The organism is Rubrivivax gelatinosus IL144, assembly GCF_000284255.1.
GTDB lineage: Bacteria > Pseudomonadota > Gammaproteobacteria > Burkholderiales > Burkholderiaceae_C > Rubrivivax > Rubrivivax gelatinosus_A.
The window spans coordinates 4,596,850-4,609,253 of record NC_017075.1; the positions used below are offsets into that span (position 1 = coordinate 4,596,850).

The 12,404-nt window shown below is 71.3% G+C and carries 17 protein-coding genes; 16 read left to right on the forward strand and 1 reads right to left on the reverse strand.

Annotation, left to right across the window (positions count from 1 at the left end; genetic code table 11):
- Nucleotides 1–103 precede the first annotated feature (103 nt).
- Genes nifE through RGE_RS20970 form a run of 8 tightly spaced genes read left to right on the forward strand, consistent with a single transcriptional unit; the run spans nt 104 to nt 5,142 of the window.
- Nucleotides 104–1,510: a nitrogenase iron-molybdenum cofactor biosynthesis protein NifE gene (gene nifE, locus RGE_RS20935; protein WP_014430480.1), complete on the forward strand. Its 1,407-nt coding sequence runs from the start codon at nt 104–106 to the stop codon at nt 1,508–1,510.
- 13 nt (nt 1,511–1,523) lie between these two features.
- Nucleotides 1,524–2,966: a nitrogenase iron-molybdenum cofactor biosynthesis protein NifN gene (nifN, locus tag RGE_RS20940; RefSeq protein WP_014430481.1), complete on the forward strand. Its 1,443-nt coding sequence runs from the start codon at nt 1,524–1,526 to the stop codon at nt 2,964–2,966.
- Complete coding sequence (gene nifX, locus RGE_RS20945) at nt 2,963–3,376, forward strand: nitrogen fixation protein NifX (RefSeq protein WP_014430482.1); 414 nt, start codon at nt 2,963–2,965, stop codon at nt 3,374–3,376. Before nifN ends, nifX begins: the two co-directional genes overlap by 4 nt.
- Nucleotides 3,373–3,852 carry a NifX-associated nitrogen fixation protein gene (locus tag RGE_RS20950; RefSeq protein WP_014430483.1) on the forward strand — a complete coding sequence of 160 codons (480 nt, stop codon included), beginning with the start codon at nt 3,373–3,375 and terminating at the stop codon, nt 3,850–3,852. The genes nifX and RGE_RS20950 overlap by 4 nt, the downstream gene beginning before the upstream one ends.
- Before the next feature lies 1 nt (nt 3,853).
- A complete protein-coding gene (locus tag RGE_RS20955) occupies nt 3,854–4,054 on the forward strand; it encodes a CCE_0567 family metalloprotein (protein ID WP_014430484.1) in 201 nt (66 codons plus the stop codon).
- An 11-nt stretch (nt 4,055–4,065) separates the two neighbouring features.
- Nucleotides 4,066–4,371, forward strand: a complete 306-nt coding sequence (fdxB, locus tag RGE_RS20960) for a ferredoxin III, nif-specific (protein ID WP_014430485.1) — start codon at nt 4,066–4,068, stop codon at nt 4,369–4,371.
- The gene (locus RGE_RS20965; protein ID WP_014430486.1) at nt 4,371–4,775 is read left to right on the forward strand and encodes a nitrogen fixation protein NifQ; all 405 of its coding nucleotides are present in this window, start codon (nt 4,371–4,373) and stop codon (nt 4,773–4,775) included. Before fdxB ends, RGE_RS20965 begins: the two co-directional genes overlap by 1 nt.
- Nucleotides 4,776–4,788: 13 nt before the next feature.
- Nucleotides 4,789–5,142 (forward strand): hypothetical protein, encoded by a 354-nt coding sequence (locus RGE_RS20970; protein WP_014430487.1) that lies wholly within the window; start codon nt 4,789–4,791, stop codon nt 5,140–5,142.
- A 1-nt stretch (nt 5,143) separates the two neighbouring features.
- On the opposite strand, the gene RGE_RS20975 is transcribed toward RGE_RS20970, so the two are convergent.
- Nucleotides 5,144–5,629, reverse strand: coding sequence for a hypothetical protein (locus tag RGE_RS20975; RefSeq protein WP_014430488.1), 486 nt, complete (start codon nt 5,627–5,629; stop codon nt 5,144–5,146).
- Between the two features lie 237 nt (nt 5,630–5,866).
- Between RGE_RS20975 and RGE_RS20980 the strand changes: the two genes are divergently transcribed.
- The 8 genes from RGE_RS20980 (at nt 5,867) to nifW (ending at nt 12,386) form a co-directional block, all read left to right on the forward strand.
- Nucleotides 5,867–7,084, forward strand: coding sequence for an IscS subfamily cysteine desulfurase (locus RGE_RS20980; protein WP_014430489.1), 1,218 nt, complete (start codon nt 5,867–5,869; stop codon nt 7,082–7,084).
- Nucleotides 7,085–7,109: 25 nt separating this feature from the next.
- Complete coding sequence (gene iscU / locus RGE_RS20985; RefSeq protein WP_009856108.1) at nt 7,110–7,565, forward strand: Fe-S cluster assembly scaffold IscU; 456 nt, start codon at nt 7,110–7,112, stop codon at nt 7,563–7,565.
- Between the two features lie 29 nt (nt 7,566–7,594).
- Nucleotides 7,595–8,002, forward strand: coding sequence for an iron-sulfur cluster insertion protein ErpA (erpA, locus tag RGE_RS20990; RefSeq protein ID WP_014430490.1), 408 nt, complete (start codon nt 7,595–7,597; stop codon nt 8,000–8,002).
- Between the two features lie 2 nt (nt 8,003–8,004).
- Entirely contained in the window at nt 8,005–8,328 is a 324-nt protein-coding gene (locus RGE_RS20995; protein WP_014430491.1) for a HesB/IscA family protein, read from the forward strand.
- A gap of 7 nt (nt 8,329–8,335) precedes the next feature.
- Nucleotides 8,336–10,237 (forward strand): Fe-S protein assembly chaperone HscA, encoded by a 1,902-nt coding sequence (gene hscA, locus RGE_RS21000; protein WP_014430492.1) that lies wholly within the window; start codon nt 8,336–8,338, stop codon nt 10,235–10,237.
- Nucleotides 10,238–10,304: 67 nt separating this feature from the next.
- The gene (gene fdx, locus RGE_RS21005) at nt 10,305–10,655 is read left to right on the forward strand and encodes an ISC system 2Fe-2S type ferredoxin (RefSeq protein ID WP_014430493.1); all 351 of its coding nucleotides are present in this window, start codon (nt 10,305–10,307) and stop codon (nt 10,653–10,655) included.
- Between the two features lie 206 nt (nt 10,656–10,861).
- Entirely contained in the window at nt 10,862–12,022 is a 1,161-nt protein-coding gene (nifV, locus tag RGE_RS21010) for a homocitrate synthase (RefSeq protein ID WP_014430494.1), read from the forward strand.
- A gap of 19 nt (nt 12,023–12,041) precedes the next feature.
- Nucleotides 12,042–12,386, forward strand: a complete 345-nt coding sequence (gene nifW / locus RGE_RS21015) for a nitrogenase-stabilizing/protective protein NifW (protein WP_014430495.1) — start codon at nt 12,042–12,044, stop codon at nt 12,384–12,386.
- Nucleotides 12,387–12,404 lie beyond the last annotated feature (18 nt).

A 12,404-nucleotide genomic window follows, 5' to 3' on the forward strand; every position in this document is an offset into this window, starting at 1 on the left:
GGACGGGCTGCGCCAAGCCCTTGTCAGCACAGGAGAAAGTGCACGCCGCGCGACTGGCATCGATCGTGCAACACGGCCAGGGCCGCCCACAGGAGCCCGCCGCATGTCCGCATCGCTCAACGCCAGGATCGCCCAGGTCTTCGACGAGCCCGGCTGCGACGTCAACCAGACCAAGGGCGAGAAGGCGCGCAAGAAAGGCTGCACCAAGCAGCTGACGCCCGGTGCCGCCGCCGGCGGCTGCGCCTTCGACGGCGCCAAGATCGCGCTGCAGCCGATCGCCGACGTCGCCCACCTCGTGCACGGCCCGATCGCCTGCGAAGGCAACAGCTGGGACAACCGGCACAGCGCGAGTTCCGGCCCGACGATCTACCGCACCGGCTTCACCACCGACATCGACGAGTTCGACGTCGTCTACGGCGGCGAGAAGCGGCTGTTCAAGGCCATACGCGAGATCGCCGAGACCGTGCGCCCGCCGGCGATCTTCGTCTACCAGACCTGCGTGCCGGCGATGATCGGCGACGACATCGAGGCCGTCTGCAAACGCGCCAGCGAACGTTTCGGCCTGCCGGTCGTGCCGGTCGACGTGCCGGGTTTCGCCGGGCCGAAGAACCTGGGCAACAAGCTCGGCGCCGAGGCGCTGCTGGACCACGTCATCGGCACCGTCGAGCCCGAGGTCAGCACGCCCTACGACATCAACGTCATCGGCGAATACAACCTCTCGGGCGAGCTCTGGCAGGTCAAGCCGCTGCTGGACGCGCTGGGCGTGCGCGTGCTGGCCTGCATCACCGGCGACGGCCGCTACCGCGAGATCGCGTCGGCGCACCGGGCGCGGGCGAACATGATGGTCTGCTCGAAGTCGATGATCAACGTCGCCACGCGCATGCAGCAGCGCTGGGGCATCCCGTACTTCGAAGGCTCGTTCTACGGCATCGCCGACATGAGCCGGACGCTGCGCGACATCGCCCGGCTGCTGGTGCAGACCGGCGCGCCGGCCGACATCGTCGACCGCGCCGAGGCGCTGATCGCCGCCGAGGAGCCGCGCGCCTACGAGCGCCTGCGCGCCTACCGCGAACGCCTGGCCGGCAAGCGTGTGCTGCTGATCACCGGCGGCGTCAAGAGCTGGTCGGTGGTCTCGGCGCTGCAGGAAGCCGGGCTGGAGATCGTCGGCACCAGCGTCAAGAAGAGCACCAAGGAAGACAAGCAGCGCATCCAGGAGATCATGGGCGACGACGCCCACATGATCGAGGACCTCGCGCCGCGCGAGATGTACCGCATGCTGCGCGAGGCGCGCGCCGACATCATGCTGTCCGGCGGCCGCAGCCAGTTCGTCGCGCTGAAGGCGCGCATGCCCTGGATGGACATCAACCAGGAGCGCCACCACGCCTTCGCCGGCTACGAGGGCATCGTGACCATGGTCGCCGAGATCGACAAGGCGATCTTCAACCCGGTCTGGCAGCAGGTGCGTGCGCCCGCGCCCTGGGAAGCCCCGGCCGTGGCGCTGGCGGCCTGAATGGGAGCGCACGATGGCCCTGGTCACCGAAAGCAAGAAGTCCTGCAGCGTCAACCCGCTGAAGATGAGCGCGCCGCTGGGCGCCAGCTTCGCCTTCATGGGGCTGGAGTTCTGCATGCCGCTGATGCACGGCTCGCAGGGCTGCACCTCCTTCGGCCTGGTGCTGCTGGTGCGCCACTTCAAGGAGGCGATCCCGCTGCAGACGACGGCGATGAACGAGGCGACGACCATCATGGGCGGCGACGACAACCTCGTGAAGGCGCTGCTCAACATCCGCCAGCGCGCCAAGCCCCAGGTCATCGGCATCTGCTCGACCGGGCTCACCGAGACCAAGGGCGACGACGTCGACGGCACGATCCGCCTCGCGCGCCAGCAGCACCCCGAGCTGGCCGACACGGCCGTCGTCTACGCCTCGACGCCCGACTACGTCGGCGCCTTCCAGGACGGCTGGGCCGCCGCCGTCACGGCGCTGGTGTCGACCCTGCCGCGCGTCGATGAACCGCGCCGCGACGGCGTCGTCGCGCTGCTGCCCGGCTGCCACCTGACGCCGGCCGACCTGGAGGAGCTGCGCGAGACGATCGAGGCCTTCGGCCTGCAGGCCGTCGTCGTGCCCGACATCTCGGGCTCGCTCGACGGCCACATCCCCGACACCTGGCAGGGCACGACGATCGGCGGCACGCCGCGCGCCGAGATCGAGGCCCTGGGCGGCGTGATGGAGGTGCTGGCCGTCGGCGAGCAGATGCGCCCGGCCGCCGAGGCGCTGCAGGCGCGCTGCGGCGTGCCGTTCACGCTGTTCGACCGCCTGACCGGGCTGGCCGCCAGCGACGCCTTCGTGCGCCGCCTGGCCGAGCTCTCCGGCCGCGAGGTGCCGGCGAAGCTGCGCCGCCAGCGCAGCCAGCTCGTCGACGCGATGCTCGACGCCCACTTCCACACCGGCAACGCGAAGATCGCGCTGGCCGCCGAGCCCGACCTGCTCTGGGCCGCCGGCAGCTTTCTCGCCGAGATGGGCGCCGAACTCGCGACCTGCGTGACGACGACCCGTTCGCCGCTGCTCGAACGCCTGCCGACCAGCGAGGTGCTGATCGGCGACCTCGAGGACTTCGAACGTTCGGCCGAAGCCACCGGCGCCGAGCTGCTGATGACGCATTCGCACGGCCGCCAGGCCGCCGAACGCCTGGGGCGGCCGCTGTTCCGCCTGGGCATCCCGATGTTCGACCGCATCGGCAACGCCCATGTGCGCATGGTCGGCTACCGCGGCACACGCGACTTCGTCAACGCCGTCGGCAACGCGCTGATCGACTGCATCGGTCACCACGGCCCCGACGACTGGCCGCTGCCGGCCGCCAGCCTGGCCGCCGCCCAAGCCGTGCCGCCGGCCGTCGCCCACGTCAGCGCCGTCATCCCGCGCCGCCGCCCGGCGGCCACCGATCCCGTCACTTCCCGGAGCGAACCATGAAAGTCGCCTTCGCCACACAGGACCAGCAGCGCGTCGACGCGCACTTCGGCTGGGCCCCGCACCTGGCGGTCTACGACGTCACCCCCGAGGGCTACGCCTTCGTGCAGGACTTCGCCTTCGGCGACGGCCTGGACGAAGACGGCGACGAGGACAAGCTCAGCCCCAAGCTCGCCGCGATCGCCGACTGCGCCATCGTCTACGTCGCCGCGATCGGCGGCTCGGCGGCGGCGCGTGTCGTCGCCAGCCGCATCCACCCGGTCAAGGTGACGCAGCCCGAGCCCATCCTGGACATCCTCGACAAGCTGCAGAACGTGCTGCGCGGCACGCCGCCGCCGTGGCTGCGCAAGGCGCTGATGAAGGGCCAGGAACGGTCCTTCGACTTCGAGAACGACGCCGAGGTGAAGCGATGAGCGCCGCCGTCGAGAGCCCGGCGGCCGACGAGGCCGCGCTGCAGGACGGCTTCGTGCGCGAGCTGATCAAGCAGATCCGCGCCCAGGACACGCACGGCACCTGGGACGGCAAGAGCGACGCGACGCTGCTCGAGCCCTTCATCCTGACCGCCGAGCAGCGCCGCGCGCTGCCGATCATGGGCGACCCCGACCCCGACACGCTGTGGCGGCTGGACCTGTTCCACAACGCCGTCGGCCTGGCGATCGAACGCGCCACCGGGATCATGGTCAGCCCGATGACCAAGATGAGCCACGAAGGTTTCGGCCGCACGGTGCTGACCGCCGGCCGGCTGGTCGTCGTCAACCGCCATCTGCGCGACGTGCACCGCTTCGGCTACCCGAGCCTGGCCAAGCTGGCCGAGGCCGGCAGCAAGCTGGTCGCCGAAGGCGTGTCGATGATCAACGCCCACCGCGACGTCGCGACCTGGGGAGCATGAGATGGCCGACCTGGAAGCCTTGAAGGCCGAGATCAAGAAGCTCAACGCCCGCGCGACGCAGGCCAAGATGGACCTGCACGACCTGTCGGAGGAACTTCCGACGAACTGGGAGCGCATCCCCGAGGTCGCCCGGGTCGCCCACGAGGCGCATGCGGCGCTGGTCGCCGCACGCGCGCAGCTCGCCGCGGCCCAGGCCGCCTGACGGAGAACACCGTGTCCGACTTCAGCATCACCCTGCCCTCGGGCGCCACCTGGACGCCCTCCTTCGTGCAGAAGATCGACGAAGGCAAGTGCATCGGCTGCGGCCGCTGCTTCCGTGTCTGCCCGCGCGGCGTGCTCGAGCTGATCGGCCTCGACGAGGACGGCGAGCGTGTCTCGCTGGACCCGGACGGCGACGAGGACGAGGAGTACGAGAAGAAGGTCATGACGATCGCGCGCGGCGAGCTGTGCATCGGCTGCACCGCCTGCTCGAAGATCTGCCCGAAGAAGTGCTACACGCACGCCCCGGTGGCCGCCTGATGGAGCCGCGGCCGGTGCCCGAGGCGCTGGCGCGACGCGCGGCGCGTGCCGACGAGGTCGAGGACCTGGTCGCGCTGCTGCTCGACCACGCCGAAGGCCCGCGCGAGGCCGCGGCCGCCGTCGCCGAGACGCTGGCCGTCGCCTGCCTGGGCGACAACCACCTCTGGCAGGACCTGCAGCTGGGTTCGCGTGCCGAGCTGTCGGCGCTGATGACCTGGTGGTTCCCGGCGCTGGTGCGCAAGAACAGCGCCGACATGAAGTGGAAGAAGTTCCTCTACAAGCAGCTGTGCGAACGCGAGCAGCTCTTCGTCTGCAAGGCGCCGAGCTGCGCCGTCTGCTGCGACCACGCGCTGTGTTTCGGCCCCGAGGACGGCGCGCGCCGCGCCGTGGCCGCCGTCGCCTGAACCGAGCCCGGCCATGCTGACCGCCGCGATGCTGCAGCTGGTGCAGGAATGCGGCGAAGGCGTGCTGATCCTCACCGACGGTGTCGTCGAGCCCGAGTTCCGCCATTCGCAGCTGACCCGCGCCGAAGTGCGCCGGCTGCTGCTGGTCGTCGCGCGCACGCTGGACGCGCTGCCGCCCGAGGCGCGCGAGGCCATGCCCGAGATCGACCTCGACGGCTGGCGTGTCGTCGGCAGCGCCCTGCTCGACGACGGCCCCGGCGCCGACGACGCCGCCTGGTTCGCCGCCAGCTCGCTGCTGCCGGCGACGCTGGGCTGGCTGAAGCTGTACCGGCGCGAGGCGCCGCAGCTCTTCGACTACCGGCCCTGAGTCATTCGTCGGGCGTCGCGCGCAGCAGCGCGCTGACGACCTCGTCGCCCAGCCGCGCGTGCGGGGCGATGCGCTCGATCAGCTCCAGCCGCTCGCGTGCCGTGTCCAGGTCGCCGGCACGCAGGGCGATGAAGGCCAGCGCCTTCTGCATGAAGAGCCAGAAACGCGCGGGGCCGTCGGCGTTGAAGTCGGGCGCCGGCCCGCCGATCACGCGGCCTTCGCCGTCCAGCCCGGCGGCGCGGCCGGCTTCGAGCAAACCGCGCGCGGCGGCCCGTTCGGCGAGCTCGAACTCGCGCCGCTGCGCGTGGTGCTTGGCGAGCGCGAAGTACAGCACCAGAGCCTGCGGCGCGATGGCCTGCGCCGTCCACAGCAAGGCTCCACGCTGCGCCGGCCCGGCCACCGCGGCCTGGCGCAGCAGGCCGTGGACCGACGCCGGCACGGGGCCGCCGAAGAAGGCGTCGGACGCAACACCGGTGAACAGGTTCATGGGCGCTCCCTTGTCTGCCCGCTGGCGGGCCTGCGTCTGGGCAAGCACGGCAGGTGCCAGGCCGCCGTCGTCGCAATGGCGACAAAAGCGACAGGTCCCGCCGCGCCCACGGCAGTTCCGACGATCGGGCCGATGCGACGCAAGTGTCTGATCCAGATCATCTTTTTGCCGGGCATCGGGTTGGCACGGTCCCTGCGATATGGGGGATGCCTCGCCCACTTCCGTCGGAGCCTCGTGATGGATCCCAGCGCCAAGCCGATCTACCTGGACTACGCGGCCACGACGCCGGTCGACCCGCGTGTCGTGCAGGCGATGCTGCCCTATCTGTATGAACAGTTCGGGAACCCCGCCTCACGCAGCCACGCTTTCGGCTGGGCCGCGGAAGAGGCGGTGGAGATCGCCCGCGAACACGTCGCCGCGCTCGTCGGCGCCGACCCGCGCGAGATCGTCTGGACCTCCGGCGCCACCGAGAGCAACAACCTCGCGATCAAGGGCGCGGCGCAGTTCAACCGCTCGCGCGGCCGCCACCTCATCACCGTGAAGACCGAGCACAAGGCGGTGCTGGACACGATGCGCGAACTCGAACGCGCCGGCTGGGAGGTGAGCTACCTCGACGTCGGCGCCGACGGCCTCGTCGACCCGGCGGCCTTCGAGGCCGCGCTGCGGCCCGACACCGTGCTCGCCTCGGTGATGCTGGTCAACAACGAGATCGGCGTCGTTCAGGACGTCGTCGCGCTGGGCCGCATCTGCCGCGCCTGCGGCGTGCTGCTGCACGTCGACGCCGCCCAGGCCACCGGCAAGGTGGCGATCGACTTCGCCTCCTGGCCGGTGGACCTGATGAGCCTGTCGGCGCACAAGACCTACGGCCCCAAGGGCATCGGCGCGCTGGTCGTGCGGCGCAAGCCGCGTGTGCGCATCGAGGCCCAGACCCACGGCGGCGGCCACGAGCGCGGCATGCGCTCGGGCACGCTGCCCACGCACCAGATCGTCGGCATGGGCGAGGCCTACCGCCTGGCGCGCGTGTCGATGGCCGTCGAGAACGAACGCATCCGCGTGCTGCGCGACCGGCTGCTGGCCGGGCTGTCGGACATCCCCGAGATCCGCGTCAACGGCTCGCTCGAATCGCGCGTGCCGCACAACCTCAACGTCAGCTTCCAGTTCGTCGAAGGCGAGTCGCTGCTGATGGGCCTGAAGGGCATCGCCGTCTCGTCGGGCTCGGCCTGCACCTCGGCCAGCCTGGAGCCGAGCTACGTGCTGCGTGCGCTGGGCCTGTCGGACGAGATCGCGCACAGCTCGATCCGCTTCTCGGTCGGCCGCTTCACGACCGAGGCCGAGATCGACGCCGCCGTCGCGCAGACGCGCCGCACCGTCGAGCGCCTGCGCGAGCTGAGCCCGCTGTGGGACCTGCATTGCGCCGGCGTCGACCTCGCCGCGGTGCAGTGGGCGGCGCACTGAATCCTTTGCACACCCGGAGGCCGACATGGCGTACAGCGAGAAGGTCATCGACCACTACGAGAACCCGCGCAACGTGGGCGGCTTCGCGGCCGGCGACGACACGGTGGCCACCGGCATGGTCGGCGCGCCGGCCTGCGGCGACGTGATGAAGCTGCAGATCAAGGTCGACCCGAGCACCGGCGTCATCGAGGACGCGCGCTTCAAGACCTACGGCTGCGGTTCGGCGATCGCGTCGAGCTCGCTGGTCACCGAGTGGGTCAAGGGCAAGACGCTGGAGCAGGCGCTGGCGATCAAGAACACCGCGATCGCCGAGGAACTGGCGCTGCCGCCGGTGAAGATCCACTGCTCCATCCTCGCCGAGGACGCGATCAAGGCCGCGGTGGCCGACTACCGCCAGCGCCACGCCGGCCCGGGCGGGCTGATCGAGGAGCGCGCCTGCTCGCCCTCGTCGCCCGATCAACAGCACAGCGAAGCGGCCTGAAGCGCCGCGCCGACCAACAGGAGTCCACGATGGCCTGCCAATCCCAAGGGAACGTCGCCCCGTCCGAACTCGTGCCGCGCGCCGACCCGCCGCTGCTGCCCGAAGGCGAGCAGCCGATCCGCATCAGCGACGCCGTCGTCGCCAAGGTCAGCGAACTGCTGGCCGAAGAAGGCGACCCCAGCCTGCAGCTGCGCATCTACGTCACCGGCGGCGGCTGCTCGGGCTTCCAGTACGGCTTCGCTTTCGACGACGAGGTCAAGGAAGACGACGTGCGCGTCGCGCGCGAGCCGATCACCGTCGTCGTCGACGCGATGAGCCTGCAGTACCTCGTCGGCGCCGAGATCGACTACGAGGACCGCCTGGACGGCGCGCGCTTCGTCATCCGCAACCCGAACGCGACCAGCACCTGCGGTTGCGGTTCGTCCTTCACGGTCTGACCATGGCCATCAGCGTCACCCCCAAGGCCGCGGCCCAAATCCGCAAGGCGCTGGCCAAACGCGGCAGCGGCGTCGGCCTGCGGCTGGACGTCAAGACCAGCGGCTGCTCGGGCTATGCCTACGCGCTGGAGTTCGCCGACGCCGCCGCGCCCGAGGACCTGGCTTTCGAGTGCGAAGGCGTGCAGCTCTTCGTCGCCGCCAACAGCCTGCCGCTGCTCGACGGCACGCGGCTGGACTGGGTGCGCGAAGGCCTGAACGAAGGCTTCAAGTTCGACAACCCGAACGCCGCCGCCACCTGCGGCTGCGGCGAGTCCTTCGCGGTCTGAGGTCACGATGGCGCTGCTGCAGATCGCCGAACCGGGCCGCGCCGCCGCGCCGCACCAGCACCGGCTGGCCGTCGGCATCGACCTGGGCACGACGAACTCGCTGGTCGCCACGGTGCGCAGCGGCCAGGCCGTCGTGCTGCCCGACGGCGAAGGCCGGCGCCTCGTGCCTTCTGTCGTGCACTACGGCGAGGATGGCGTGCTGACCGTCGGCGCCGCCGCCACCGCCTTCGCCGCCACCGACCCGCAGAACACCATCGCCTCGGCCAAACGCCTGATCGGCCGCGCGCTGGAAGACATCGCCGCCGGCACCCTGCCTTATGCGCTGGAGCGCCTGAGCGACAGCGCCGTCGGCGTACGCACCCGCGCCGGCATCAAGAGCCCGGTCGACGTCGGCGGCGAAGTGCTGCAGGTGCTGAAGGAACGCGCCGAGGCCTCGCTGGGCGGCGAGCTCGTCGGCGCGGTGATCACCGTGCCGGCCTACTTCGACGACGCCCAGCGCCAGGCGACCAAGGACGCCGCGGCGCTGGCCGGGATCAACGTGCTGCGCCTGCTGAACGAACCGACCGCCGCGGCCATCGCCTACGGCCTGGAGTCGGCCAGCGAAGGCGTCTACGTCGTCTACGACCTGGGCGGCGGCACCTTCGACGTCAGCATCCTGCGGCTGTCGCGCGGCGTCTTCGAGGTCGTCGCGACCGCCGGCGACGCGGTGCTCGGCGGCGACGACTTCGACCACGCGCTGGCGCAGTGGTTCGCCGGCGAGACCGGCGGCTGGCACCCGGCCTACCTGGCGCGGCTGCACGCCGCCGCACGCCACGCCAAGGAGACGCTGAGCGAGCTGGACCGCGTGGTGATGCACTGCCTGCGCGCCGACGGCACGCCGGCGACGGCGACGATCACGCGCACCCAGTTCGAGACGCTGACGCGGCCGCTGGTCGAGCGCACGCTGGGCCCGGTCAAACGCGCCCTGCGCGACGCGAAGCTCAAGCCGGCCGAGGTCGACGGCGTCGTGCTGGTCGGCGGCGCGACGCGCATGCCGGCGGTGCGTGCCGCCGTGGGCGCGCTGTTCGGCCGCGAGCCCTACACCGGCATCGACCCCGACGAGGCGGTGGCGCTGGGCGCGGCGATCCAGGCCGACCAGCTGGCCGGCAACCGCGGCGCCGACGGCCTGCTGCTGCTGGACGTGAACCCGCTGTCGCTGGGCCTGGAGACCATGGGCGGGCTGGTCGAGAAGATCATCCCGCGCAACAGCACCGTGCCGACGGCGCGCGCCCAGGACTTCACGACCTTCAAGGACGGCCAGACGGCGATGGTGCTGCACGTCGTGCAGGGCGAACGCGAGCTGGTGTCGGAGTGCCGCTCTCTGGCGCGCTTCACGCTGCGCGGCATCCCGCCGATGGTCGCCGGCGCGGCGCGCATCCGCGTCACCTTCCAGATCGACGCCGACGGGCTGCTGTCGGTCAGCGCCGTCGAGCAGACCTCGGGCGCACGCGCCCAGGTCGAGGTCAAGCCGAGCTACGGCCTGGGCACCGAGCAGGTGGCCGGCATGCTGCAGCACGCGCTGGGCCACGCCGCCGAGGACGCCGCGGCACGCGCGCTGCGCGAAGCCGAGATCGACGCCCGCCGCCTGCTAGACGCCACCGAGGCCGCGCTGCACGAAGACGGCGAGCGCCTGCTGTCCAGCCCCGAGCTGTTCCAGATCCTGCGTGCGATGCAGGACGTCATCGACGCGCTGGCAGAATGCGCCGAGGGTGAAGGCACGACGCCGGAGGCCCACCGGGCGCTGCGAGAGCGCCTGCGTCGTGCGGGCGACGAGCTCAACCGGATCACGACGCCGTTCGCGGCGCGCCGAATGGACGAGCGCGTGCGCAGTGCGCTGTCCGGTCGCACGCTTGAACAGATGGCCGCATGAGCGCTCAGGACTTGTCCGGGGCTCATTCCCGCCTGGCGGGACCGGCCGCAGGCCGAAGGGCGCCCCAATGAGCGACGACAACACCACCCGCATCACCGTCCTGCCGCACGCCCAGCTCTGCCCCGACGGCCTCGTCTTCGAGGCCGAGGCCGGCAACTCGCTGGTCGACGAGTTGCTGATGAACGGCATCGCGGTCGAACACGCCTGCGACAAGGTCGGCGCCTGCGCCACCTGCCACGTCTACCTGCGCCAGGGCGCCGAACACGTGAACCCGGTCGACGACGACGAGGACGAGCAGCTCTCCGACGCCTGGGGGCTGGAAGCCGACTCGCGGCTGTCGTGCTGCGTGAAGGTCGGCGGGCCGGAGCTGGTGATCGAGTTGCCGCGCTACTCCAAGAACCACGCAAGAGAGCGCTGAGCTTTCGCGCTCCACACGAGGCGCCCCCGGCCCCCAAGCCGCGGGCGCCTCGTCGTTTTGGGCGCGGCCGTGGCCGGGCTGTCACCAATCGGACAAAACGCACAGCCCCGCGAAAAGATGAAAAGTCGTTGCACGACAGTCACTTGCGAAGAACGTGGCGGTGGCACGGGGCTTGCGGAATGGGCAGGGCAAGCAGGAGCCCACCCATGTCCGGCCGCCCTCTTCCCCTCCGACTGACGATCAACGACACGACGCTGCGCGACGGCGAACAGACCGCCGGCGTCGCGTTCACCGACGACGAGAAGCTCGCCATCGCCGGCGCGCTCGACGCCGCCGGCGTGCCGGAGATGGAGATCGGCATCCCGGCGATGGGCGCGCACGAGGTCGAGCTGATCCAGGCGATCACCGGCCGCGTGCGCCAGGCGCGCACGATGGTCTGGGCGCGCATGGCCGACAGCGACATCGCCGCCGCGCTGCGCTGCGGCGCCGACATCGTGCACGTCTCGGTGCCGGTGTCCGACATCCAGATCGCGCGCAAGCTCGGCCGCGACCGCGGCTGGGTGCTGCAGACCATCCGCCACCACGTCGCGCGCCTGGCCGACGGCGGCGTCTCGGTCAGCGTCGGCTTCGAGGACGCCTCGCGCGCCGATGGCGACTTCCTCGCCGCCGCCGCCGCCGCGGCCCAGGCCGCGGGCGCGCGCCGCGTGCGCTACGCCGACACGCTGGGCCTGCTCGACCCCTTCCAGACGCATCTGCGCATCGCCGCGCTGCGCGCCGAGGTCGACGTCGAGATCGAGATCCACGCCCACGACGACCTGGGCCTGGCGACGGCCAACACGCTGGCCGCGGCGATGGCCGGCGCCACGCACGCCAGCACCACCGTCAACGGCCTCGGCGAACGCGCCGGCAACGCGGCGATGGAAGAGGTGGTGATGGCGCTGCGCCACGTGCACGGCATCGAGTGCGGCATCCGCACCGAGGCGTTGCCGGCGATCAGCGCGCTGGTCGCGCACGCCTCCGGGCGGCCGGTGGCGCCGGGCAAGTCCATCGTCGGCGAGGCGGTGTTCAGCCACGAGAGCGGCATCCACGTCGACGGCCTGCTGAAGGACCGACGCAACTACGAGGCCTTCGCGCCCGAGGAGCTGGGCCGCACGCACCGCCTGGTGCTGGGCAAGCACTCCGGCAGCGCGGCGGTCATCGAGCGTTACGCGCGCCTGGGCCTGCCGGTGGCGCCGCGCCAGGTGCCGGGGCTGCTGGCGCGCATCCGCGCCCACGTCGCCGACACCAAGGGCGAGCCCAGCGCCGACGACCTGGCGCGCTTCTACCTCGACCTGTGCGAGGACACGCCCGCGTTCGCCCATGCCTGAGAGATCCCAGGAGACGCCGATGATCAGCCTCACCCAACGCCTGCAGAGCCTGTCCAGCGCCGAGGACTTTCTGCGCTTCTTCGGCATCGCCTACGAGGAGCGCGTCGTGCAGGTGAACCGGCTGCATATCCTCAAGCGCTTCCACCAGTACCTGAACGCCACGCCCGGGCTGGCGGGGCTCGACGAGCTCGAGACCTTCCGCCGCTACCGCGAGCTGCTGACGCAGGCCTATGCCGACTTCGTCGCCTCCAGCGCCCAGCGCGAGAAGGTGTTCAAGGTCTTCCAGGACGCCGAAGGCGTGCGTGCGGTGCCGCTGGCCTCGCTGCGCCAGAGCCTGGCCGAGCGCCGCCGCGCCGGCGTCTGAACGTTCACGAGGAATCCC

Bases quoted from the DNA above. Each gene is read 5' to 3' on its own strand.
- nifE (WP_014430480.1), top strand. From the start codon at position 104: ATGTCCGCATCGCTCAACGCCAGGATCGCCCAGGTCTTCGACGAGCCC.
- nifN (WP_014430481.1), top strand. From the start codon at position 1,524: ATGGCCCTGGTCACCGAAAGCAAGAAGTCCTGCAGCGTCAACCCGCTG.
- nifX (WP_014430482.1), top strand. From the start codon at position 2,963: ATGAAAGTCGCCTTCGCCACACAGGACCAGCAGCGCGTCGACGCGCAC.
- RGE_RS20950 (WP_014430483.1), top strand. From the start codon at position 3,373: ATGAGCGCCGCCGTCGAGAGCCCGGCGGCCGACGAGGCCGCGCTGCAG.
- RGE_RS20955 (WP_014430484.1), top strand. From the start codon at position 3,854: ATGGCCGACCTGGAAGCCTTGAAGGCCGAGATCAAGAAGCTCAACGCC.
- RGE_RS20965 (WP_014430486.1), top strand. From the start codon at position 4,371: ATGGAGCCGCGGCCGGTGCCCGAGGCGCTGGCGCGACGCGCGGCGCGT.
- RGE_RS20970 (WP_014430487.1), top strand. From the start codon at position 4,789: ATGCTGACCGCCGCGATGCTGCAGCTGGTGCAGGAATGCGGCGAAGGC.
- RGE_RS20975 (WP_014430488.1), bottom strand. From the start codon at position 5,629: ATGAACCTGTTCACCGGTGTTGCGTCCGACGCCTTCTTCGGCGGCCCC.
- RGE_RS20980 (WP_014430489.1), top strand. From the start codon at position 5,867: ATGGATCCCAGCGCCAAGCCGATCTACCTGGACTACGCGGCCACGACG.
- iscU (WP_009856108.1), top strand. From the start codon at position 7,110: ATGGCGTACAGCGAGAAGGTCATCGACCACTACGAGAACCCGCGCAAC.
- erpA (WP_014430490.1), top strand. From the start codon at position 7,595: ATGGCCTGCCAATCCCAAGGGAACGTCGCCCCGTCCGAACTCGTGCCG.
- RGE_RS20995 (WP_014430491.1), top strand. From the start codon at position 8,005: ATGGCCATCAGCGTCACCCCCAAGGCCGCGGCCCAAATCCGCAAGGCG.
- hscA (WP_014430492.1), top strand. From the start codon at position 8,336: ATGGCGCTGCTGCAGATCGCCGAACCGGGCCGCGCCGCCGCGCCGCAC.
- fdx (WP_014430493.1), top strand. From the start codon at position 10,305: ATGAGCGACGACAACACCACCCGCATCACCGTCCTGCCGCACGCCCAG.
- nifV (WP_014430494.1), top strand. From the start codon at position 10,862: ATGTCCGGCCGCCCTCTTCCCCTCCGACTGACGATCAACGACACGACG.
- nifW (WP_014430495.1), top strand. From the start codon at position 12,042: ATGATCAGCCTCACCCAACGCCTGCAGAGCCTGTCCAGCGCCGAGGAC.